The following is a 23,157-nucleotide window of genomic DNA, read 5'->3' as shown; positions in this document are numbered from 1 at the left end:
CCCCCCCCCCCGCGGCCGACGCACCACCGCCGGCATGCCGACGTCGCCGGCGTCCTGAGGCGCCCCGGGGCCCGGCAGTCCCGCCGCCACCGCTGCACGGAAGGTCACCCATGACTACCGCCGTCCCCGACGGTCGGCCCGTCGTCGAGATGACCGGGATCTCGATCGAGTTCCCGGGCGTCAAGGCGCTCGACGGAGTCGACCTCACGCTCCGGCCCGGAGAGGTCCACGCCCTCATGGGCGAGAACGGCGCCGGCAAGTCGACGCTCATCAAGGCGCTCACCGGCGTCTACTCGATCGACTCCGGTCGCATCGTCGTCGACGGCGCCGAGCACACGTTCTCGGGCCCGGGCGAGGCCCAGGCCGCCGGCGTCTCGCCGGTGTACCAGGAGGTCAACCTCTGCGAGAACCTCTCGGTCGCCGAGAACATCATGCTCGGCCACGAGCCGCGCCGCCTCGGCGCGATCGACTGGCGTGCGACGCGTCGCCGCGCGGGCGAGATGCTCGCCCGCCTCAACCTCGACCTCGACCCGGCGTCGTCGCTCGCCTCCCACTCGCTCGCCGTGCAGCAGCTCGTCGCGATCTGCCGCGCGCTCGTCGTCGAGTGCAAGGTCCTCATCCTCGACGAGCCGACGTCCAGCCTCGACGCGGACGAGGTCGCCCAGCTCTTCGCCGTCGTGCGCCGCCTGCGCGACGAGGGCGTCGCGATCCTCTTCGTCTCGCACTTCCTCGAGCAGGTGTACGAGATCTCCGACCGCATGACGGTCCTGCGCAACGGGAAGCTCGTCGGCGAGTACGTCACGGCCGAGCTCCCGCGCCTCGAGCTCGTCTCCAAGATGATCGGCACCTCGCTCGAGGTACTCGAGGAGCTCGAGGAGGCACCCAAGCGCTCGGTGGCCGACCGCGAGGCGACGCCGTTCGTCCAGGCGCTCGGCGTCGGCCGCAAGGGCTCCGTGCAGCCGTTCGACCTCGACGTGTACCCGGGCGAGGTCGTCGGCCTCGCGGGCCTGCTCGGCTCGGGCCGCACGGAGCTCGCCCGGCTGCTCGCGGGCGCGGACCGCGCCGACAGCGGCCAGGTGCGCGTCGGCGGCACGCTCGCGCGCCTGCGCACGCCGCGCAGCGCGATGCAGCGCAAGATCGCCTTCTCCTCGGAGCACCGCAAGGCCGAGGGCATCGTGGGCGACCTGACGATCCGCGAGAACATCGTGCTCGGGCTCCAGGCGGAGCGGGGCTGGGCGCGACGCCTGCCGAAGAAGCAGGTCGACGAGATCGTCGAGACGTACATGAAGGCGCTCGCGATCCGCCCCGCGAACCCGGACGCTCTCATCAAGAACCTCTCGGGCGGCAACCAGCAGAAGGTGCTCCTCGCGCGCTGGCTCGCGACGGCCCCCAAGCTGCTCATCCTCGACGAGCCGACGCGCGGCATCGACGTCGGCGCCAAGGCCGAGATCCAGAAGCTCGTGGCCCAGCTCTCGACCGAGGGCATGTCGGTCGTCTTCATCTCGGCCGAGCTCGAGGAGGTGCTGCGGCTCAGCCACCGCATCGCCGTCATGCGCGACCGCGTCAAGGTCGCGGAGATCACCAACGACGAGGACGTCACGGTCGAGGACGTCGTCGAGCTCATCGCGAGCGGAGGGCAGGAGTCATGAGCACCACGACACCCGCCTGGCAGCGCGCCGTCCAGCACCGGCTCTTCTGGCCGATCGTCGCGCTGGTCCTGCTGCTGGCGGTCAACACGATCAACCGGCCCAGCTTCCTGTCGGTCCGGCTCCAGGACGGCCACCTGTTCGGGTCGCTCGTCAACCTGCTGAAGAACGGGGCGCCGCTGCTGCTCGTCGCGCTCGGCATGACGCTCGTCATCGCGACCCGCGGCATCGACCTGTCGGTCGGCGCGGTCGTCGCGATCTCCGGCGCCGTGGCGCTGAGCTTCATCGCGTCGTCGCCCTCGCCGGACAGCCTGACGACGGTCCTGGTCGCCGTCGGGATCGCGCTCGCGCTGTCCTTCGTCCTCGGCGTGTGGAACGGCTTCCTGGTCTCGGTCCTCGGGATCCAGCCCATCATCGCGACGCTCGTGCTCATGACCGCCGGCCGCGGCGTCGCGATGCTCATCACGGGCGGTCAGATCACGACGGTCAACAGCGCGCCGTACAAGGCGATCGGCTCCGGGTTCTGGTTCGGGGTCCCCGTCGCGGTCGTGCTCGCGGGCCTGGTGTTCGCCGCGGTCGCGCTGCTCACGCGCCGCACCGCGCTCGGCATGCTCATCGAGTCCGTCGGCATCAACCCCGAGGCGAGCCGCCTCGCGGGCGTCAAGGCGCGCAGCATCATCTGGACCGTGTACGCGGTGTGCGCGCTCTTCGCGGGCCTCGCCGGCCTCATGATCTCGTCGAGCACCATGGCGGCCGACGCGAACAACGCCGGACTGTTCATCGAGCTCGACGCGATCCTCGCCGTCGTCATCGGCGGCACGTCGCTCGCGGGCGGCAAGTTCTCGCTCTCGGGCACGCTCGTCGGCGTCCTCATCATCCAGACGCTCACGCTCACGGTGACCATGCTCGGCATCTCGCCGTCCGTCACGCCCCTGTTCAAGGCGATCGTCGTCATCGCGGTCTGCCTCGCGCAGTCCCCGAAGGTGCGCGACCTGGTCGCCGCCCGACGACGTCGCGCGGCCCCGACGGCCGCCGCGGCCGCGGAGGTGAGCGCCTGATGTCCGCCGTGCAGACCCCTGCCCCGACCTCGCCCCCGGACCCGCGGGGTGCCGGTTCCGCCGCCCCCGGAGGCCCGTCCATGACCGAGCGACTCACGAGCCGCGTCCGCCTCGACCGGCGCTACCTCCCGGTCCTCGGCACGTTCGCCGTGCTCGCGCTCATGCTCGTCGTGGGAGGGAGCCGGTACGAGAACTTCCTCTCGGCCCGGGTCGTCTCGAACCTGTTCATCAACAACTCGTTCCTCATCGTGCTCGCGGTCGGGATGACCTTCGTCATCCTCACGGGGGGCATCGACCTGTCGGTCGGCGCGGTCGTGGCGCTCTCGGGCATCACCACGGCGTCCCTGCTCCAGAGCGGGTGGCCGGTCGCCGTCGTGCTCCTCATCTCGGTCCTCATCGGGACCGTCCTCGGCCTCGCGGTCGGCTTGATGGTGCACGTGTTCGACATCCAACCGTTCATCGCGACGCTGGCGGCGATGTTCCTCGCGCGCGGCCTGTGCTACGTGATCTCGCTCCAGTCGATCCCGATCACGGACGAGTCGTTCGTGTCCCTAGCGGGCTGGAGCCAGCAGTTCGGCGACGGCTGGCGCATCACGACCGCGGTCATCATCGCGCTGGTGGTCGTCGCGATCGCGTTCTACGTGCTGCACTACACGCAGTTCGGCCGCACGGTCTACGCGATCGGCGGCGGCGAGCAGTCGGCGATGCTCATGGGCCTGCCCGTCGCGCGGACCAAGGTGCTCGTGTACGTGGTGAGCGGCACGTGCGCCGGCATCGGCGGCCTGCTCTTCGCGATGTTCTCGCGGTCCGGCTACTCGCTCACCGGCGTGGGCATGGAGCTCGACGCGATCGCGGCGGTCGTGATCGGCGGCACGCTGCTCACGGGCGGGACGGGCTTCGTGCTCGGGTCCGTGCTGGGCGTGCTCGTGCTCGGTCTCATCCAGACGATCATCACCTTCGAGGGCACGCTGAGCTCGTGGTGGACCAAGATCGTCATCGGCGTGCTGCTCCTGGTTTTCGTGATCCTGCAGCGCGTGCTGGTCGTCAGGCGGAGGTGAGCCGGCGGTGCCGGGCCGCCCTGCGACGTCGTGCGACGTCGTGCGGGTGAGGCCCGGCACCGCGGCCGTCTGCCCGGGCGTCTCGCCCCGGGATCACCGGAGCTGGACGGGGGCCGGCACCCCTGGGTCGGCCGGGCGCGTGCCCGGGCGACGGAGTGTCACGATACGACCCTTGTCGAATGTGAGCGTTCACACTAGGCTCGGTCACGATCCTGTTAACGCTCACACGCAATGGTGCGTGTCTCTCGACGAAGAGAGGAAGCCCATGGATACGTCCCTTCACCCTCCACGGCCCGGAACGGCGCGCCGCCGACGTGCGGTCGCGCTCGCGCTCGTGGCCGGCATGGTCGGCACCGTCGCGCTCGCGACGTCCCTGCCCGCCTCCGCCGCGGAGCCCGACCTGCCCGACGGCGCGCGGGTCGACACGTTCGACGGCGCCGCGCTCGACGCGGACTGGACCGTCGTCAACCCCGTCCCCGAGGCGCTCGCCGTCTCCGGCGGGGCGCTGCGGCTCACGTCCCAGCCGGGCGACACCTACCAGGACGCGAACAGCGCCAAGAACGTCGTCCTGCTCGACGTGCCCGCCGGCGACTTCACCGTCGTCACCCGGCTCGAGGCGCCCGTCGCCTCCGTCTACCAGGGCGCGGGGCTCATCGCGTGGCAGGACATGGACAACTACGTCCGCTCCGGCCTGACGTTCGTGGGCGACCTGTCGCCCTCGGGCCGCGCGATCGAGAACGACGTCGAGACCGGCGGCGTCTTCTCCGCGGCCGCGTTCACCGACCGCCCGGGGTCGACGGGCGAGACGCTGCGCATGCAGCGCACGGGCGACACCGTCACCACGTCCTACTGGGACAGCACCGCGTGGCAGCCGGCGGGCTCCGTCACGGTCGACTTCCCGACCACGCAGGTCGGTCTCTACGCGCTCGCCGCGCAGGACGGCGCGGCGCACACCGCGGTGTTCGACTACGTCGCGCTCGAGACCGCCGAGGGCGCCGACCAGGTCCCCGACGGCGCGTTCACGCTCGTGGGCCCGGGTGAGGCCCGGTACCTCGTGGCGGCCGACGACGGCCTCGCTCTCGACGACGAGCGCCCCGCGACGACGGTCGCGCTCGACGCGACGGCGGTCGACGGCGCCGAGGGCACGTCCCCGGTGACGCTCGCCGTCGGCGGCCGGCCCGTCGTCGTCTCCGGCTCGTCCCGGCTCTCCCTCGGAGCCGCGGGCGAGGAGGCCGCCGCGCTGCGGCTCACCGACGCGGGCGGCGGCAAGGTCTGGCTGCGCAGCGCGGCGGACCCCGAGCTGTACGCCAGCGTGCGTGCGTCCGACGGCGCGCTCGTGCTCGGCCCGCGCGAGGCAGCCACGAAGCTCAGGATCACGCCCGCCACGAGCGCGGACCACGAGATCACCGTGGACCTCGCCGGCGAGCGCACCGAGATGAGCGACGAGCTGTACGGCATCTTCTACGAGGACATCAACTACGCGGCCGACGGCGGCCTGTACGCCGAGCTCGTGCGCAACCGGTCGTTCGAGTTCAACAACCAGGACAACGGGTCCTTCACCGGCCTCACCGCGTGGAGCACCGCGAACAGGGGCGGGGCCACGGCGACGACGCAGGTCGTGAACGACGCCGGGCGGCTCAACGCGACGAACCGCAGCTATCTCGCCCTCACGACGACCGCCGCGGGCGCCGGGGTGCGCAACGCCGGGTACAACACCGGGCTGTTCGTCGAGGAGGGGGAGTCGTACGACTTCTCCGTCTGGGCGCGGTCGGCGACGGCGCAGACCATCACCGTGCGCGTCGAGGACGCTGCCGGGACCACGGCGTACGCGACCGGCCAGGTCGCGGTCGACGGCTCGAACGCGTGGAAGAAGTACGACGTCACGCTCACCGCGACCGGCACGACGAACGCCGGGCGCCTCGCGCTCCTCTCCGGCGCGGCGGGCACGCTCGCTCTCGACCAGGTCTCGCTCTTCCCGCAGGACACCTGGGTCGGCCCGGTCAACGGGAAGTCCGTGCTCCGCAAGGACCTCGCGGAGAAGATCGACGCGCTCGACCCGCAGTTCCTGCGCTTCCCCGGCGGTTGCGTGACGAACGTCGGCACGTTCCGCTCGTACGAGGAGTCGGGCTTCACCGACCGTCGCCGCACGTACCAGTGGAAGGAGACGATCGGCCCGGTCGAGGAGCGCGCGACCAACTGGAACTTCTGGGGCTACAACCAGTCGTACGGCATCGGGTACCTCGAGTACTTCCTCTTCGCCGAGGACCTCGGCGCGACGCCGCTGCCCGTGGTGTCGGTCGGCGCCAACGGTTGCGGCAGCACCATCCCCGAGATGAAGGACCCCGCGCAGATCCAGCGCTGGGTCGACGACACGGTCGACCTCCTCGAGTTCGCGAACGGCGACGTCACGACCGAGTGGGGCGCCGTGCGCGCCGAGCTGGGCCACCCCGAGCCGTTCGGCCTGAAGTACATCGGGCTCGGCAACGAGGAGAACACGAAGACGTTCGAGGCCAACTTCCCGGCGTTCCGCGACGCGATCGCGGCCGCCTACCCGGACATCCAGATCATCTCGAACTCCGGCCCGGACGACACCGGACAGCGCTTCGACGAGCTCTGGGCGTTCAACCGCGAGCAGGACGTCGACCTCGTCGACGAGCACTACTACAACGACCCGCAGTGGTTCCTCGAGAACGACGAGCGCTACGACTCCTACGACCGCGAGGGGCCGCACGTGTTCCTCGGCGAGTACGCGTCGCGCGGCAACACGTTCGCCAACGCGCTCGCGGAGGCGTCGTTCATGACCGGTCTGGAGCGCAACTCCGACGTCGTCCGGCTCGCGTCGTACGCACCGCTCCTCGCCAACGAGTCGTACGTCCAGTGGTCGCCCGACGCGATCTGGTTCGACAACGACGAGTCGTGGGGCTCGGTGAACTACTACGTCCAGCAGCTGTTCTCCGCGAACGCCGGTGACGAGGTGGTGCCCAGCACGCACTCCGGCCCGGCGCCGGCCGACGCGACGGTCGACGGCGGCGTGTTCCTCTCCACGTGGAACACGGCCGCGCAGTACGACAACGTCCGCGTGACCGACAACGCGAGCGGCGAGGTGCTCTTCTCGGACGACTTCGAGTCCGGCGCCTCGCAGTGGGAGCCGCAGTCGGGCACGTGGGCGGCGCAGGACGGCGCCTACGTCCAGTCGGCGACGAACGTCACCGACGCCCGGTCGATCGTCGCCGGCGCGTACGCGAAGGACTGGTCGAGCTACACGCTCGAGCTCGACGCGCGCAAGACGTCGGGCGCTGAGGGCTTCCTCATCGGCTTCGCCGCGGGCGGCCCGAACGACTACTACTGGTGGAACCTCGGCGGGTGGAACAACACGCGCCAGGCCCTCCAGCGCGCGTCGGGCGGGAGCGCCAACGAGGTGCAGGCCGTCGAGAACCACAGCATCGAGGCCGGGCAGCCGTACCACGTCAAGGTCGTCGTCGAGGGCTCGACCATCGAGCTCTACCTCGACGGCGAGCTCCAGATGTCCTACGAGCAGCCGTCGACCAAGTCGCTCTACCAGGTCGTCACGCGCGACGACGACACGGGTGACGTCGTCGTCAAGGTCGTCAACCCCACCGCGACCGCGGCGCGCACGCAGGTGCACGTCGAGGGCTCCGACGGCATCGCGGACCAGGCGACGGTCACGGAGATGGTGGGCGCGCCGTCGGACACCAACACCAAGGCCGACCCCGAGCGGGTCGTCCCGGTGGAGCGGACGCTGACGGGCGTGGGGGAGGAGTTCTCCTACGAGTTCCCCGCACACTCGATCACGTTCGTCCGGCTGCACGCGTCCGACGTGGAGCCCGAGCTCGACCTCGCGGTCGAGGTCGCGCCGCGCTGCCTGGCGGGCACGGCGTACGTCGCCGTGCGCGCGACGAACGGCGAGGACGTCCCGGTCTCGGTGACGCTCGCGACGCCGTTCGGGCAGAAGGCGTTCGCGGACGTGGCGCCCGGCAGGAACGCGTACCAGTCGTTCGCGGCGCGCGCGACGTCGGCCCCGGCCGGCACCGCGACGGTGACGGGCACGGCGACGCTCGACGGCGAGCAGGTCACCTCGACCATCGACGTCCCCTACGACGCGCTCGACTGCGGCTGACCCGGCGAGGGAGGACCTCTGGTCGCGGGGGAGAGGCCTCGAGCCCTACCTCGCGACCGCCGGTCCTCCTTCGCGAGTGCCTGCTTCCCTCGTGGCCGGTCCGGCGGGCCACGAGGGCGCGGCCCGCGCGTCGTGCGCGGGCCGCTCTCGCACGACCGCGCGACGACGCCGTCGCGTGACCACCTGTTCGACCTCCCACACGCGGGCGACGACGCCCGCGCGCGACCCTGAGGAGCAACGATGCACCCCCGACCGACCGACGGCGTCCGCCGTCGACCCGGCGGCGCGACCCGGCTGGCCGCCGTGGCGGCCGCCGCCGCGCTCGCCCTGACCACGTGGGCGCCGTCCGCCGTCGCGGCCGACGCGCTGCCCGCGCCCGTCCTCGACCTCGCGTTCGACGGTGACGTCGCCGACTCCGGCGCGCTCGCCCACCCCGTGACGCTGAAGGGCCACGACGGCTCGCCGCCCACCGGTTACTCGTACGTCGACGGGGTCGACGGGAGAGGGCAGGCGCTGCGCCTCGCCGGGAGCACGTACCTCGACCTCGGCACCTCCACCGCGCTGCAGCCCGAGGACCTCACGCTCTCGTTCTGGGTGGAGCCCAGCGGGAAGCTGTCGGGCGAGCACGTCATCACGTGGAACAAGCGCGCGTACAACTCGGACGGCTGGTACCTGTCGAGCGAGTCGGACACCGTGCCGCTCGCCCTGTCCGTCGGGCCGGCGTCGGGCCAGCCGTACAAGGTGCGGGTGGCCAGCTCCGACCGCGCGGCGTTCTTCCCCGCGGACGAGTGGACGCACGTCGTCGTCACGTACGACCACGCGACCAAGGACGTCGCGTTCTACCGCAACGGGGAGAAGGTGCCGTCCACGGTCGCGAACGCCGTCGGCGGCGACGCGACCGGCGTGCTCGGCTCGGACCCGGCCCTGCCCAAGACGATCGGGTTCAACGGGCCGCAGTACAACGGGGCCTACCTCAAGGCGGCGCTCGACGACTACCGCGTGTACGACGCCGTCGCCGGCCTCGGCGACGTCGTGGGGCTCTACGAGGAGAGCGGGCGCACGGTCGACCGCGACGCCATCGCGCAGGACGACGCCGACGCGCTGTCGCTGCCCGAGCGCGCGACCGTCGCGCTCGTGCTGCCGACGACGGGCTCGCGTGGGTCGACCGTGACGTGGCGGTCGTCGCACCCGGACGTGGTCGCGACCGACGGGACCGTGGTCCGGCCGGCGATCGGCGAGGACGACGCGCACGTGACGCTCACGGCGACGGTGCGCTACCTCGACGGGGAGCCCGTGACGCGCGACCTCGAGGTCGTCGTGCCCGCGCTCGTCGACGAGACGCCGCTCGAGGACACGGCGCTGCCGTCGGTGCTGCTCTCGGACGACTTCCTCCAGAACGCCGCGGCGAAGGAGCACGAGTACCTGCTGAGCCTCGACTCCGAGACGTTCCTCTACGAGTTCTACAAGGTCGGCGGGCTCGCCCCGACGACGCCGGCGGGCTACGGCGGCTGGGAGCGCAGCAACGCCGTGAACTTCCGCGGCCACGCGTTCGGCCACTACATGTCCGCGCTCGCCATGTCGTGGTCGTCGACGCAGGACCCGGCGACCAAGGACGCGCTGTTCACCGAGATCGAGGAGGCGGTCGGGGGGCTCTCGCGCGTGCAGGACGCCTACGCGGCGGCCCACCCCGGTTCCGCGGGGTACGTGTCCGCGTTCCGCGAGTCGATCCTCGACCAGGTGCAGGGCACCGGGACGTCGGACGAGAACGTCATCGTGCCCTGGTACAACCTCCACAAGGTGCTCGCGGGGCTGCTCGACGTCGCCGAGTACGTGGACGGGCCGGTCGGGGACCAGGCGCTCTCCGTCGCGACGGAGTTCGGCCTGTACGTGGAGGGACGCGTCTCGAAGCTGCCGAGCACCGACGTCATGCTGCGCACCGAGTACGGCGGCATGAACGAGGCGCTGTACGAGCTGTTCGACCTCACGGGCGACGCGCGCATCAAGGAGGCGGCCGAGGCGTTCGACGAGGTCGCGTTCTTCCGCCAGCTCGCCGCGGGCCAGGACGTGCTCCCGGGCAAGCACGCCAACACGCAGATCCCCAAGCTGCTCGGCGCGCTCAAGCGCTACCGCGTGTTCACGCAGAACCCCGAGTACTACGACCTGCTCACCCCGGCGGAGAAGGACGAGCTGCCGATGTACCTCGCGGCGGCGGAGAACTTCTTCGACATCGTCGTGCGCGACCACACGTACGTCACCGGGGCCAACAGCCAGGCGGAGCACTTCCACGCACCCGGCTCGCTGCACGAGCACGCGGCCGAGCAGGGCACGGCGCGCAACGCCGAGACGGCCGAGACGTGCAACGAGTACAACATGCTCAAGCTCGCGCGCGAGCTGTTCAAGCTGAGCAAGGACGTGCGGTACGCGGACTACTACGAGAACGCGTTCATCAACACGATCCTCGCGTCGCAGAACCCCGAGACCGGGACGACGACGTACTTCAACCCCATGGCCTCGGGCTACCACCGCGTGTACAACCTGCCGTTCACCGAGTTCTGGTGCTGCACCGGCACGGGCATGGAGAACTTCTCCAAGCTCGGTGACTCGATCTACTTCACCGGGCAGGGCTCCGTGTGGGTCAACATGTTCTTCTCCTCGACGGTCGAGCACGCGGAGCAGAACCTGCGGCTCACGCAGGAGGCGAACCTGCCGAACGAGGACACGGTGACCTTCCGTGTCGACGCGCTCGAGGGCGGTGCGGTCGCCGAGGGCGCGACCCTGCGCCTGCGCGTGCCGTCGTGGATCGCCGGCGACCCGGGCGTCGAGGTGAACGGCGCCGCCGTCGAGCCGCACGTGTCGCGCGGGTACGTCGTGCTGCCCGTCACCGCGGGCGACGTCGTCCGGTACACGATGCCGATGGCGGCGTCCGTCGTGGACACCCCCGACAACCCGTACTTCGTCGCCTTCCGGTACGGGCCGGTCGTCCTGTCGGCGGACCTCGGCGAGGTGCCGGAGCCGGCGTCGCAGAGCACGGGCATCCTCGTGCGCTCGTCGACGCGCGATGCCGACGCGCAGACCACCATCACCGCCGCCGGCATGGGCGCGGACGAGTGGAAGGAGCGCATCACCGAGAACCTGGTGCGCGTCGAGGACGACGCGGACGGCCGGATCCAGCTCCGTCTGCGCAACACCGCCGACGGCGGCGACCTCGTGTTCACGCCCCACCACACCAACTGGGACGTGACCTACGGGCTCTACCTCGACCTCGACGAGCCGGACTCGGCGGCGTCGCAGGAGCGCATCCTGCGCGCCAAGCAGGAGCTGCGCGACGCCGACCGCACCGTCGACAGCCTCACGAGCTTCGACAACAACAACTTCGAGAACGCGAAGAACCTCCAGCAGAGCGGGTCGTCGGTCGGGACGTTCTCGGGCCGCCAGTTCCGCCACGCGAACGGCACCGGCTGGTTCAGCTACGACCTGATGATCGACCCGGCGTCGACGTCGAACCACCTGGGTGTCACGCTCTACTCGGGCGACCAGGGCCGCGTGTTCGACGTGTACGTCAACGACGAGAAGCTGAAGACGATCACCACCGTCGCGAACGCCCCGACCAAGGACGAGCAGGGGTTCTACGTCGACACGACGCAGCTCCCCGCGAAGTACCTCGAGATCGGGGAGGGCACGCGCTGGAAGGTCGACAGCGCGGGCGAGTACGTGCTCGACGAGGACGGTGAGCGCATCCCCGTGGTGACCGTGCGCTTCCAGGCGACGGGCGGCTGGGCCGGGGGAGTGTTCGGGGTGCGTGTCGACCGCGCCGCGACGTACGACACGACACCGGGGCTCGCCGCGCTCGCTTTCGACACGGGGTCGCTCGCACCCGCGTTCGACCCGGCGGTGACGGACTACACGCTCACCGTGCCCGAGGGCACGACGAGCGTCGTGCTCGACGCCGACCCGCACGTGCCGAGCGGCCTCGTGCGCGTCGACGGCGTGCTGGTCGACGACACGCAGGGTCGGGTCGTGCCGCTCTCCGCGGACGGGAGCGCCCGGACCGTGGAGGTCGTCGGCGTCGCGCAGGACCACGTGACCGCGACGACGTACACGGTCCAGATCGTGCCCGGGACGGCGGCCGTCGTGCCGCTCGACGTCGAGGCGTCCTCGCGCTGCCTCGCCGGGAAGGCCTACGTGGCCGTGCGGGCGACGAACACGGGCGCCGTGCCGGCGGACGTCACCCTGACCACGCCGTTCGGGGAGAGGTCGTTCACGGCCGTCGCCCCGGGCGCGAGCGCGTACCAGTCGTTCGCGTCGCGCGCGACGTCGGTGCCCGAGGGTGTCGTCACCGTCAGCGGCACGGCGGTGGTCGACGGCATACCCGTCACCACGGCGTACGACGTCGCCGTCGATGCCCGCGCCTGCGCCTAGAACCGCAGTCCGCCGGGGGGAGCACCAGGGTTCGTCGAGGGAGTGCCGGGGCCGCGAGCCCTGGGCTCCCTCGGCGAACCGGGGCCCTCCCCGGCGGCGCCGGAGGTCGATATCGGTATCGAGACCGATCTCCGCACGATCCGAGCACGACCTCGACGAGGAGGAGAACGAGATGAGCAGACAGGTGAGGACCGTGGTCGCCGCGGCGCTGGCGGGGGTGCTCGCGCTCGGCGCGAGCACGGCGTCCGCCGTGGTGCCGGGCGAGTCGGACGACGCACCGGGGGGAGCAGGCACGATCACCGGACTGACCACGACCGACCGCGGTGACGGGACGTACGGCGTGCCGCTGCTGCGCAGCGACGTCCCCGACATCTCGGTGGCGCGCGTGCCCGCCGCCGAGAGCGACGAGGGGCGCGACGTCTACTACATGATCAGCACGACGATGCACCTCGCTCCGGGTGCGCCGATCATGAAGTCCTACGACCTGGTGAACTGGGAGATCGTCGGGTACGTCTACGACCGGCTCGGCGTGGGCGACGTGTCGTCGTTGCGCAACGGTCGGAACGGCTACGGCAACGGCCAGTGGGCGTCGTCGCTGCGCTACCACGACGGCACGTTCTACGTGGTGTTCAACACCAACGACCTGGGCGGGTCCTACCTGTTCCGCACGGACGACGTCGAGCACGGCGCGTGGGAGCGCACGGCGCTCGGCCGGGGGTTCCACGACCCGTCGCTGTTCTTCGACGAGGCCGACGGCGGGACGCCGTACATCTTCTACGGCTCGGGCGCGACGAGCGCCGTCCGGCTGAACGACGACCTCACCGCGATCGAGGCGGACTTCCCGAACATCTTCCGTGCCGAGGACTACGCGGGCGAGCGGTTCATCGGCGGGCTGTTCGAGGGCGCCCAGGTGCACTACATCGACGGCGAGTACTACGTCGCGATCATCACGTGGCCCAGCGGCCAGAACCGGCAGGAGGTGCTCTTCCGCTCTCCGCACCTCCTGGGGCGCTACGAGACCGCCGACGGGTCGAACCCGTACGAGGCGCGCAGCGCGCTGAACTCGGACGGCTTCGCCCAGGGCGGGCTCGTCGAGGTGCCCGACGGCGCGGGCGGCTACGAGTGGTGGGGGATGTTCTTCCGCGACACCTACCCGCTCGGCCGCATCCCCGCGCTCATCCCGGCGACGTGGGAGGACGGCTGGCCGACGTTCGGCGACGACGGCGTCGTCCGCGTCGGCGACACGTTCGCCAAGCCGATCGTGCTCGACGAGGCGACCGAGCGACGCGAGCGGCTGAAGAGCATCGTCGCCTCCGACGACTTCGCGAACGACGCCGAGCACCGCGCGTTCAGCGACACCGTCTGGGAGGTCCCGGAGCCTCCGACGTACGACGAGTCCCTGCTCGGCGTCGAGCTCGTCGCCAACCCCGGGTTCGAGGACGCGACGACCGCGCCCTGGGCCGCGCAGTTCGGGGCGACCCTGGCGCTCGACCGGAGCAGCCCGGCGTCGGGGGCGGCGGCGCTGCGCGTCAGCGGCCGGACGCTCAACGGGTCGGGACCGAACCAGCAGCTCGGCGGGAAGATCCAGGCGGGCGTGACCTACGAGGTCTCGGCCCGGGTCCGGTACGCCACCGGGCCCGCGCAGGTCCGCTTCAACCTCGTCGGCGACTGGGGCGCGGGCGTGAAGACCCTGGCCTGGGCGGACACGACCCCGGGGGAGTGGACCACGGTCAGCGGCACCTACACGGTGCCGGCCGGCACGGACGTGAGCGCGTTCAAGCTCGCGGTCGAGACGCCGTGGGCGAACCCGCAGCCGCCGTCGTCGAGCGTCGAGTACCTGCTGGACGACGTGTCCGTGGTCGGCCGCGCGCCGGACGTCGAGACGCCCACGCTTGAGGAGGTGTCGTACAACGGCTCGGACCTCGACCTCGCCTGGCAGTGGAACCACGCGCCGGACAACCGGTACTGGTCCCTCACCGAGCGCGAGGGCTGGCTGCGCCTGACCAACGGGCACGTCGTGACCGGCGAGGCGGAGTACACCAAGGCGCCCGGGCGCGACCTCACCTACCTCGAGGAGGCTCGCAACACGCTCGGCCAGCGCACCTTCGGGCCGACGGCCTCCGCGGAGACCCGCCTCGACGTGTCGGGGATGCTCGACGGCGATGTCGCCGGCCTGGCCGTCTACGGCCGCAGCTTCGCGTACGCGGGCGTCCAGCAGGTCGCCGGCGAGCGCACGCTGGGACTCGTCACGCGGCTCCAGCCGTTCACGGACACGATCGACCGCGAGGCGGTCGAGTCGTTCGTCCCCGGCTCGCAGGTCCCGCTCGGCGAGCGCACGGACGTGCACCTCAAGGCGGACGCCGACTTCGCCTCGCCGGACGGCCAGCTCTGGGTGCAGTACTCCTACAGCCTCGACGGGCGCACGTGGCAGCCGCTCGGGCCGCGCCAGGGGCCGCTCGTCATGGACTGGAGCCTGTCCCACTTCATGGGCTACCGGTTCGGCCTCTTCTCCTACGCGAAGGAGCAGACCGGGGGGCACGTCGACTTCGACCACTTCCTCCTGAGCGACGTGCTCGACGCGGACGGCGGCGCCGACCGGACGGCGCTCGACGCCGTCGTCGCCGAGGCCGAGGGACTCGACCCGACGGGCTGGACGCCGGACTCCTGGGCCGCGGTCGAGCAGGCGCTCGCCTGGGCGCGGTCGACGACCGCGCCGTCGACCCAGAACCAGGCCGACGCCCCCGCACGGGCGCTCGCGCTCGCCGTCGCGTCGCTGGAGCCCGCCCCGACCCAGGGCGTCGCGTTCGCGGCGGAGGCGAGCCTTCGCGCGCTCGCCGGCAAGGACTACGTCGCCGTGCGCGTGGTGAACGAGGAGGACGTCCCGGTGGACGTCGTCGTGAGCACCCCGTACGGGAGCCGGACCTTCGCCGGCGTGGAGCCTGGCGCGAACGCGTACCAGGCGTTCGCGAGCCGGCTCGGCCAGGCCCCGGCCGGCGAGGCCACGGTCACCGTCACGCGCTCGACCGACGCGGTGACGACGACCCGCGCGGTGTCGTACGGCCGCTGACCGCGGCCGACCCGGTGAGCCGCCCCGGCTGCTCGCCGGGTCGGCACGAGAGGAGGGAGGACGCAGGACGACGGCGGGGGACCGCCGTCGGGCACGACCGTCCGCGCGAGGCGCGCGGACGCGCACCACATCGATCGAGGAGGATCCATGGACACGCACCACCGCAGACGACGTCGCCTGCGCGGCGCCGTCGCCGGAGCCGCGCTCGCGACGCTGCTCTCCGCGTCGCTGGCCGCGCTGCCGTCGTACGCCGCGGACGAGGAGCTGATCGTCAACGGCGGCTTCGAGGACGGGACGACCGGCTGGTTCGTCAACAACGGCAACGCGACCGACAAGGCCGTGCTGTCGACGACCGACCAGGCGTTCTCGGGCGAGGCCGCCGTGCTCACCACCGAGCGCGCGACGACGGGCTCCGGCCCGATGCAGGACCTCAGCGGCAAGGTCCGCGCGGGTGAGACGTACGAGCTCACTGCGAAGATCCGCTACGACGCCGCCGCGGCCCCGGCCACCAAGCAGTTCTTCGCCACGATGCACTACGGCGGCGGGACGTACACGAACCTCGTGAGCGTGGTGGCGACCAAGGGGCAGTGGGCGACGTTCGACGGGACGTTCACGATCCCCGCGAACCAGGGCGTCGGCACCGCGCGCCTGTTCTTCGAGACGCCGTGGACGAGCAACCCCTCGGCCGACCCGGCCGTGCACCTCATGGACTTCGTGCTCGACGACGTCTCCGTCGTCGGGGCGCCTCCGCCGCCCCCGGCGTCGAGGACGATCGAGGTCGTGGGCAAGGTCCCGGGCGAGCACAACCCGCTGATCTCGCACAAGTTCGGGGCCGACGGGTTCGGGTTCGTCGAGGACGGGCGCGTGTACCTGTACATGACCAACGACACGCAGGGCTACGCGCCCGACCCGGTGACCGGCGTGTCCCCGCAGATCAACTACGGCGACATCAACCAGATCACCGTCATCTCGTCCGAGGACCTCGTGAACTGGACCGACCACGGCGAGGTCCAGGTCGCGGGACCGAACGGGGTCGCGCCCTTCACCGGCAACTCGTGGGCGCCGGGCATGGCGAAGAAGACGGTCGACGGCGTGGAGAAGTACTTCCTCTACTACGCCAACGGCGGCGGGTCGTCGAACGTCATCACGGGTGCGTCGCCGCTCGGCCCGTGGGTGAGCGAGCGCACCAGCACGCTCATCGACGGCCGCACGCCCGGCGCCGAGGACGTCGCGTGGAAGTTCGACCCGGCGCCGCTCGTCACGGACGACGGCGACGCCTACCTCTACTTCGGCGGCGGCCCGGCGTCGACGTCGATGCCTCCCGCGGAGCGCTTCAACAACCCGAAGAACCTCCGCGTCATCGAGCTCGGCGACGACATGGTGTCGACGCAGGGCACGGCCGTCGTGGTGGACGCGCCCGTCGCGTTCGAGGCGGCGCAGGTGTTCGAGCGCGAGGGCAAGTACTACCTGTCGTACTCGTCGCACTTCGGCGGCAACGACTTCGGCGGCAACCAGACGCCGCTCCCGGGCTACCCCGGCGGCGGGCAGATCGGCTACATGATCTCCGAGGACCCGATGTCGTTCCCGAAGGAGGCGTACGCCGGGGTGCTGTTCCCCAACCAGTCGCAGTTCTTCGGCGCGGGCACGGGCGGCAACAACCACCAGTCGGTGTTCGAGCTCGACGGGAAGTACTACTTCACGTACCACGCCCCGACGCTCAACAAGCGCATCAACGGGAACACCACGCAGGGGTACCGCAGCCCGCACATCCAGGAGCTGACGTTCAACGCGGACGGCACGATCCAGCAGGTGGTCGGCGACTACGCGGGCCCGGAGCAGGTCAAGGACCTCGACCCGTTCCAGGTGCTCGAGGCCGAGACGTTCGCGTGGCAGCAGGGCCTCGCGACGGCGAAGGTCGACGGCGGCTCGGCGCAGTTCGGGGACGACGCCCCGAACCTCGTCGTGCGGGACGTCGACGACGGCGACTGGTCGGCGCTGTCGTCCGTCGACCTCGGCGACGGCGCGGAGAGCGTCACGGCGCGCGTGAAGCCGCTCGTCGAGGGAGCCACGATCGAGGTGCGGCTCGACGACCGCGAGGGTGCCGTCGTCGGCACGCTCGACCTCGACGGTCCCGTCGGCGAGTGGGCGGACGTGACCGCCGCGCTCGACGGCGTGAGCGGCGTCCACGACGTGTACTTCACGTTCGCCGGGCCGGAGGGCGTCGACCTCGTGGAGGTCGACACCTGGGAGTTCGCGGCCGGGGCCGCCGGACCGGTCGTCGAGCTCGACGCGACCGCGACGGCGCGCTGCCTCGCGGGCACGGCGTACGTCGCGGTCCGCGCGACGAACGCGGGCGACGTGCCGGCCGACGTCACGCTCGCCACGCCGTTCGGGACGCGCGTGGTGCGCGACGTCGCCCCCGGGGCCAACGCGTACCAGTCGTTCTCGACGCGCTCGGCGTCGGTCGGCGCAGGGCACGCGACGGTGACGGGCGCCGCGGTGCTCGACGGCGAGGACGTCACGACCGGGTACGAGGCCGCGTACGGCGACCTCGACTGCGGCTGACGGCAGGGGCCTCGTGCCCTGACGACGGCGGTCCCCACCGGGTGCGGTGGGGGCCGCCGTCGGCCTGTGCGACCGGACCGCCCGCGCGCCCGCGACCAGATTCGACATCGTTGTCGAAATGGCGGGGTCTAGCCATGTTTGCGTTCACATGTTAGCGTTCACACGCGCGTCCGACGAGGGACGCGGGACCGGCGCTGCCGCCGGGCACGACGACGAGGAGTCACTGATGACCTCACGCCACGAACCGCCCCCGACACCCGCGAGGCCCCCCGCACACCGCCGCCGCGCGCTCGCCGCGCTCCTGGGCGTCGCGCTCGTCGCTCCCCTCGCGCCGGCCGGTGCCGCGACCGCCGCGACCGCCGCGCCCGCGGCCCCGGCCGCAGCCGTCGCGGCCGAGCCCACGACCGACGGCCTGCGGCTGTGGCTCCCGCTCGACGAGAGCGAGGGGACCGTCGCGCACGACGCGTCCGGGCACGGTCTCGACGGCACGCTCGTCGGCTCCGGCGGCGGCTGGCAGCCCGGCCAGGGACTCGTGTTCGGCGGGTCGAACCACGTGGACCTGCCCGACGACCTGCTCGCCGGCTACGACGCCGTGACGGTGAGCGCCGACGTCTGGGTGGACACCTCGCTGAGCGGCAACTACTTCTTCTACACCCTCGGCAACGAGGCGGTCGGGACGCCGCAGTCGGGCGACGGCTACCTGTTCTCGACCGGCAACGCGAACTACCGTGCGTCCATCTCCGACCTCGCGTGGGGCCGCGAGCAGAACACGGCGAAGGACCCCGCCGCCGCGCTGCAGCGCGGCGTGTGGAAGACCCTCACGTACACCCTCGGCGACGGCACCGGACGCCTCTACGAGGACGGCGCGCAGGTCGGGCAGAACACCGCCGTGACGATCACGCCCGGCGCGATCGGCGGCGGCAGCACGACCGCGAACGCGCTCGGCAGGTCCGCGTACGCGGCCGACAACCTCTTCAAGGGCCGCATGAAGGACTTCCGGCTCTACGACCGGGCGCTCACCGCGCAGGAGGTCGCGGACCTCGCGGCCGCCGCCGCGCAGGACGCCGTCGCCGCGGACGCCGCGGCGCTCGACCTCGGCGACACGAGCGCCGTCGTCACGGACCTCACGCTGCCCGCGAAGGGCGTCGGCGGCTCCGCCGTCACGTGGGCCACGTCCGACCCCGGCGTCGTCTCCGCGAGCGGCGCCGTCACGCGCCCGGCCGGGGACGAGCCCGCGACCGCGACCCTCACCGCCACGGTGACGCTCCGCGGCGCGACCGAGACGCGCGCGTTCGACGTCACCGTGCTCCCGGGCGACGGCGACCAGGCGAAGGCCGACGCCGCGGCGGCCGCGCTCGACGTGCCGAACCTCGACGACGTCCGCGGGAACCTCACCCTGCCCACCACGGGCCTGCACGGCGCGAGCGTGAGCTGGGCGTCGTCGTCGGCCACGATCACCCCGACCGGCGAGGTGACCCGGCCCGCGCACGGCGAGGACGCCGAGACCGTCACCCTCACGGCGACCGTCACGGTCGGCGGGGCGAGCGCGACGCGCGAGCTCGAGGCGCACGTGCCGCCGCTGCCCGAGCAGGAGGAGCTCGCGGGCTACCTCTTCTCGTACTTCGTGGGCGAGGGCACGGCCACCGGCGAGCAGGTCTACTTCGGGCTCAGCCAGGGCAACGACCCGCTGAAGTACCAGAACCTCAACGACAACCAGCCCGTCCTCACGTCGGAGCTGGGGGAGAAGGGCCTGCGGGACCCGTTCATCATCCGCTCGCCCGAGGGCGACAAGTTCTACCAGATCGCGACCGACCTGCGGATCTACGGCAACGGCGACTGGGACGGCGCCCAGCGCCACGGGTCGAGGTCGATCATGGTGTGGGAGTCCACGGACCTCGTGAGCTGGACCGACCAGCGCCTCGTGGAGGTCTCGCCCGAGACCGCGGGCAACACGTGGGCGCCCGAGGCGTACTACGACGAGACGATCGGCGCGTACGTCGTGTTCTGGGCGTCCAAGCTCTACGCGGAGGACGACCCCGGCCACACGGGCGACACCTACAACCGCATGATGTACGCCACGACGCGCGACTTCGTGACGTTCAGCGAGCCGCAGGTGTGGGTCGACCCGGGCTACTCGGTCATCGACTCGACCGTGACGTACCACGACGGCCAGTACTACCGGTTCACCAAGGACGAGCGGAACAACACGTCGTCCACGCCGTGCTCCAAGTTCATCCTCGCGGAGAAGGCGGCCGAGCTGCGCTCGACGGACTACGAGTTCATCACCGACTGCATCGGCAGGGCGAACTCGCTCGGCGGCGGGATCAACCAGGGCGAGGGCCCGACGATCTTCAAGTCGAACACCGAGGAGAAGTGGTACCTCTTCATCGACGAGTTCGGCGGCCGCGGCTACGTGCCGTTCGAGTCGACGTCGCTCGACGCGGCGGAGTGGACCATGTCCACCGACTACGAGATGCCGTCGCGCCCGCGCCACGGCACGGTCCTGCCCGTGACGCAGGCCGAGTATGACCGCCTGCTGCGGACGTACCAGCCGGACGCGTTCGTCGAGTCCGTCGAGGACGTCGCCGTCACCGTGCAGACCGGCTCCGCGCCGGTGCTCCCCGCGACCGTCACCGCGACGTACGCGGACGGCTCGACCGGCCCGGCCGACGTCACGTGGGACGCGGTCGACCCGGCGTCGTACGCGCAGGCGGGGACGTTCGAGGTCGGCGGCACGCTCGCGGGCACGAGCGTGCGCGCCCGCGCGGTCGTCACCGTGACCGACGAGGCGGTCCCGGTCGAGGGGCTGTCCGTCACCCCGGCGTCGCTCCAGGTGGGCGTCGGCGGCACGCGGCAGCTCACCGCGACGGTCACGCCGGCCAACGCGACGGCGCGCGCGATCACGTGGGCGACCGACGACGCGGACGTCGCCACGGTCTCGGCCGACGGCGTCGTCACGGGCGTCGGCGAGGGGCACGCGCTCGTCACGGCCACGACCGCGGACGGCTCGCACACCGCGTACGTCGCGGTCGAGGTCACGGCCGACGTGCCCGGGCTCGTGGTGCGGTACGCGCTCGACGAGACGAGCGGCACGACGGCGGACAACTCGGCGCCCGGGTCGTCGTTCGGCCCCGCGACGCTGACCAACGGGGCCGCGTTCACCGGGACCGGCGAGGGCGTGACGCTCGACGGGACGGACGACTACGTGGACCTGCCCGACCACCTGCTCGCCGGGCTCACGGACGTGACCGTCGCGCTCGACGTCAAGGTCGCGACCGACCAGGCGACGCCGTACTTCATCTACGGCCTCGGCAACACGAGCGGCACGGCGGGCAACGGGTACCTGTTCACCACGGGCAACGCGTACCGCACGTCGATCGCGACGGGGAACTGGACGACCGAGCAGACGGTCACGAAGAACGCGAACCTCCAGCGCGGGGTGTGGAAGCACCTCACGTACACGCTGTCCGGCACGACGGCCGTGCTCTACGAGGACGGCGTCGAGGTGGGCCGGCAGACCGGCGTCACCATCGACCCGCAGGACATCGGGAACGGCTCGACGCTCGCGAACTACATCGGCCGCTCGCTCTACTCCGACGACCGCTACCTCAAGGGCCAGGTGCGCGACTTCCGCCTCTACGACCGCGCGCTCACGGCCGACGAGGTGTACCAGCTCGGCGCCGACCACACGGCGGTCACGGGAGCCGAGCTCGACGCGCTCAAGGTCCCCGCGATCGTCGACGGGGCGAGCTCGACCGTGACGCTCGCGGTCGAGCCCGGCACGGACGTCACCGCGCTCGCCCCGGTGCTCGCCGTCTCGCCGCGCGCCACGGTCACTCCGGACAACGGCTCGGTGCAGGACTTCACGCAGCCCGTGGAGTACACCGTCACCGGGCCGGACGGGTCGTCGCGCACGTGGACCGTGCAGGCGAGGCAGATGGGCAGCCCCGTGCTCCCCGGGACGTACGCCGACCCGAACATCGCGCAGTTCGGCGACACGTTCTACCTCTACGCGACCACGGACGGCACGCCGGGCTGGGGCGGCAAGGACTTCTACGTCTGGACGTCCACCGACCTCGTCACGTGGGAGCGCTCGGAGCAGCCGTTCCTCACGCTCGACGGCGCGAACGGGAACGTCCCGTGGGCGACCGGCAACGCGTGGGCGCCCACGATCATCGAGCGGGACGGGAAGTACTGGTTCTACTTCTCCGGCCACAACCCGACGTACGACCGCAAGACGATCGGCGTCGCCGTGGCCGACAGCCCCGAAGGACCGTTCACCGCGCAGCCGACGGCGATGATCACGAACGGCGAGGCGGTCACGTCCGGACAGGCCATCGACCCGGCCGCGTTCCGCGACCCGGAGACCGGGAAGTACTGGCTCCTGTGGGGCAACGGCGGGCCGTCGAACGGCCCGGTCATGGCGGAGCTGAACGACGACATGACGTCGATCGAGCCGGACACGCTGCGGCGCATCCCCGGCCTGACCGACTTCCGCGAGGGCCTGTTCCTCAACTACCGCGACGGCGTCTACCACCTCACGTACTCGATCGACGACACGGGCTCGGAGAACTACCGCGTCGGCTACGCGACCGCGGACAGCATCGACGGACCGTGGACCTACCGCGGCGTGATCCTCGAGAAGGACCCGTCCCAGGGCATCCTCGGGACCGGGCACAGCTCGATCCTCAACGTCGAGGGCACGGACGACTGGTACATCGCGTACCACCGCTTCGCGATCCCCGGCGGCGACGGGACCCACCGCGAGACGACGATCGACCGCCTCACGTTCGGCGAGGACGGCCTCATCCAGAAGGTCGTGCCGACGCTGGAGAGCGTGGACCCGGTCGACGCGTCGCCGTCGCCCACGGTCGACCTCGAGGTCGAGGCGGCGCCGCGGTGCCTCGCCGGCAAGGTCTACGTCGCGGTGCGCGCGACCAACGCGGGCGACGTGCCCGCCGACGTCACGCTCGCGACGCCCTACGGCACGAGGACCGTCACCGGGGTCGCCCCCGGGGCGAGCGCGTACCAGTCCTTCGCGACGCGCGCGGACTCCGTCCCCGCGGGCACGGCCACCGTCACCGGGACGGCGGTGCTCGACGGCGCCCCCGTCGCCACGACGTACGACGTCGCGTTCGCCGCGCACGCCTGCGGCTGACGCCCCGAGGTCGAGCCGCAGGTCGCGAGGGAGGGCTCCCCGAGCCCT

Annotated in this window: 8 protein-coding genes; all 8 read left to right on the top strand. The window is 71.7% G+C overall.

The annotated features are described in order from the left end of the window. The first annotated feature begins 110 nt into the window (after positions 1-110). The 8 genes from GYH36_RS10565 (at position 111) to GYH36_RS19695 (ending at position 23,109) form a co-directional block, all read left to right on the top strand. Positions 111-1,649, top strand: coding sequence for a sugar ABC transporter ATP-binding protein (locus GYH36_RS10565; protein WP_162289827.1), 1,539 nt, complete (start codon positions 111-113; stop codon positions 1,647-1,649). After that, positions 1,646-2,704: an ABC transporter permease gene (locus GYH36_RS10560; protein ID WP_162289826.1), complete on the top strand. Its 1,059-nt coding sequence runs from the start codon at positions 1,646-1,648 to the stop codon at positions 2,702-2,704. The genes GYH36_RS10565 and GYH36_RS10560 overlap by 4 nt, the downstream gene beginning before the upstream one ends. 80 nt (positions 2,705-2,784) lie before the next feature. Then, on the top strand, positions 2,785-3,762 hold the full coding sequence (gene yjfF / locus GYH36_RS10555; RefSeq protein WP_162289825.1) for a galactofuranose ABC transporter, permease protein YjfF: 978 nt from the start codon (positions 2,785-2,787) through the stop codon (positions 3,760-3,762). Positions 3,763-4,027: 265 nt separating this feature from the next. Further along, positions 4,028-7,900, top strand: coding sequence for an alpha-L-arabinofuranosidase family protein (locus GYH36_RS10550; RefSeq protein ID WP_162289824.1), 3,873 nt, complete (start codon positions 4,028-4,030; stop codon positions 7,898-7,900). 240 nt (positions 7,901-8,140) lie between these two features. Then, positions 8,141-12,319, top strand: a complete 4,179-nt coding sequence (locus GYH36_RS10545) for a beta-L-arabinofuranosidase domain-containing protein (RefSeq protein ID WP_162289823.1) — start codon at positions 8,141-8,143, stop codon at positions 12,317-12,319. Positions 12,320-12,491: 172 nt separating this feature from the next. Continuing rightward, positions 12,492-15,386 carry a beta-xylosidase family glycoside hydrolase gene (locus GYH36_RS10540; RefSeq protein WP_155098054.1) on the top strand — a complete coding sequence of 965 codons (2,895 nt, stop codon included), beginning with the start codon at positions 12,492-12,494 and terminating at the stop codon, positions 15,384-15,386. Between the two features lie 147 nt (positions 15,387-15,533). Beyond that, entirely contained in the window at positions 15,534-17,951 is a 2,418-nt protein-coding gene (locus GYH36_RS10535; protein WP_162289822.1) for a family 43 glycosylhydrolase, read from the top strand. A 226-nt stretch (positions 17,952-18,177) separates the two neighbouring features. Continuing rightward, positions 18,178-23,109, top strand: a complete 4,932-nt coding sequence (locus GYH36_RS19695) for a family 43 glycosylhydrolase (protein ID WP_162289821.1) — start codon at positions 18,178-18,180, stop codon at positions 23,107-23,109. Positions 23,110-23,157 lie beyond the last annotated feature (48 nt).

The sequence above is a fragment of the Cellulosimicrobium composti genome, assembly GCF_010287905.1.
GTDB classification, from domain to species: domain Bacteria; phylum Actinomycetota; class Actinomycetes; order Actinomycetales; family Cellulomonadaceae; genus Cellulosimicrobium; species Cellulosimicrobium composti.
The sequence above is the reverse complement of the archived record's forward strand: the minus strand, read 5'-3'. Positions and strand labels throughout refer to the sequence as shown.

Coding starts and splice junctions, on each gene's coding strand:
- GYH36_RS10565 (WP_162289827.1), top strand. CDS start 111: ATGACTACCGCCGTCCCCGACGGTCGGCCCGTCGTCGAGATGACCGGG.
- GYH36_RS10560 (WP_162289826.1), top strand. CDS start 1,646: ATGAGCACCACGACACCCGCCTGGCAGCGCGCCGTCCAGCACCGGCTC.
- yjfF (WP_162289825.1), top strand. CDS start 2,785: ATGACCGAGCGACTCACGAGCCGCGTCCGCCTCGACCGGCGCTACCTC.
- GYH36_RS10550 (WP_162289824.1), top strand. CDS start 4,028: ATGGATACGTCCCTTCACCCTCCACGGCCCGGAACGGCGCGCCGCCGA.
- GYH36_RS10545 (WP_162289823.1), top strand. CDS start 8,141: ATGCACCCCCGACCGACCGACGGCGTCCGCCGTCGACCCGGCGGCGCG.
- GYH36_RS10540 (WP_155098054.1), top strand. CDS start 12,492: ATGAGCAGACAGGTGAGGACCGTGGTCGCCGCGGCGCTGGCGGGGGTG.
- GYH36_RS10535 (WP_162289822.1), top strand. CDS start 15,534: ATGGACACGCACCACCGCAGACGACGTCGCCTGCGCGGCGCCGTCGCC.
- GYH36_RS19695 (WP_162289821.1), top strand. CDS start 18,178: ATGACCTCACGCCACGAACCGCCCCCGACACCCGCGAGGCCCCCCGCA.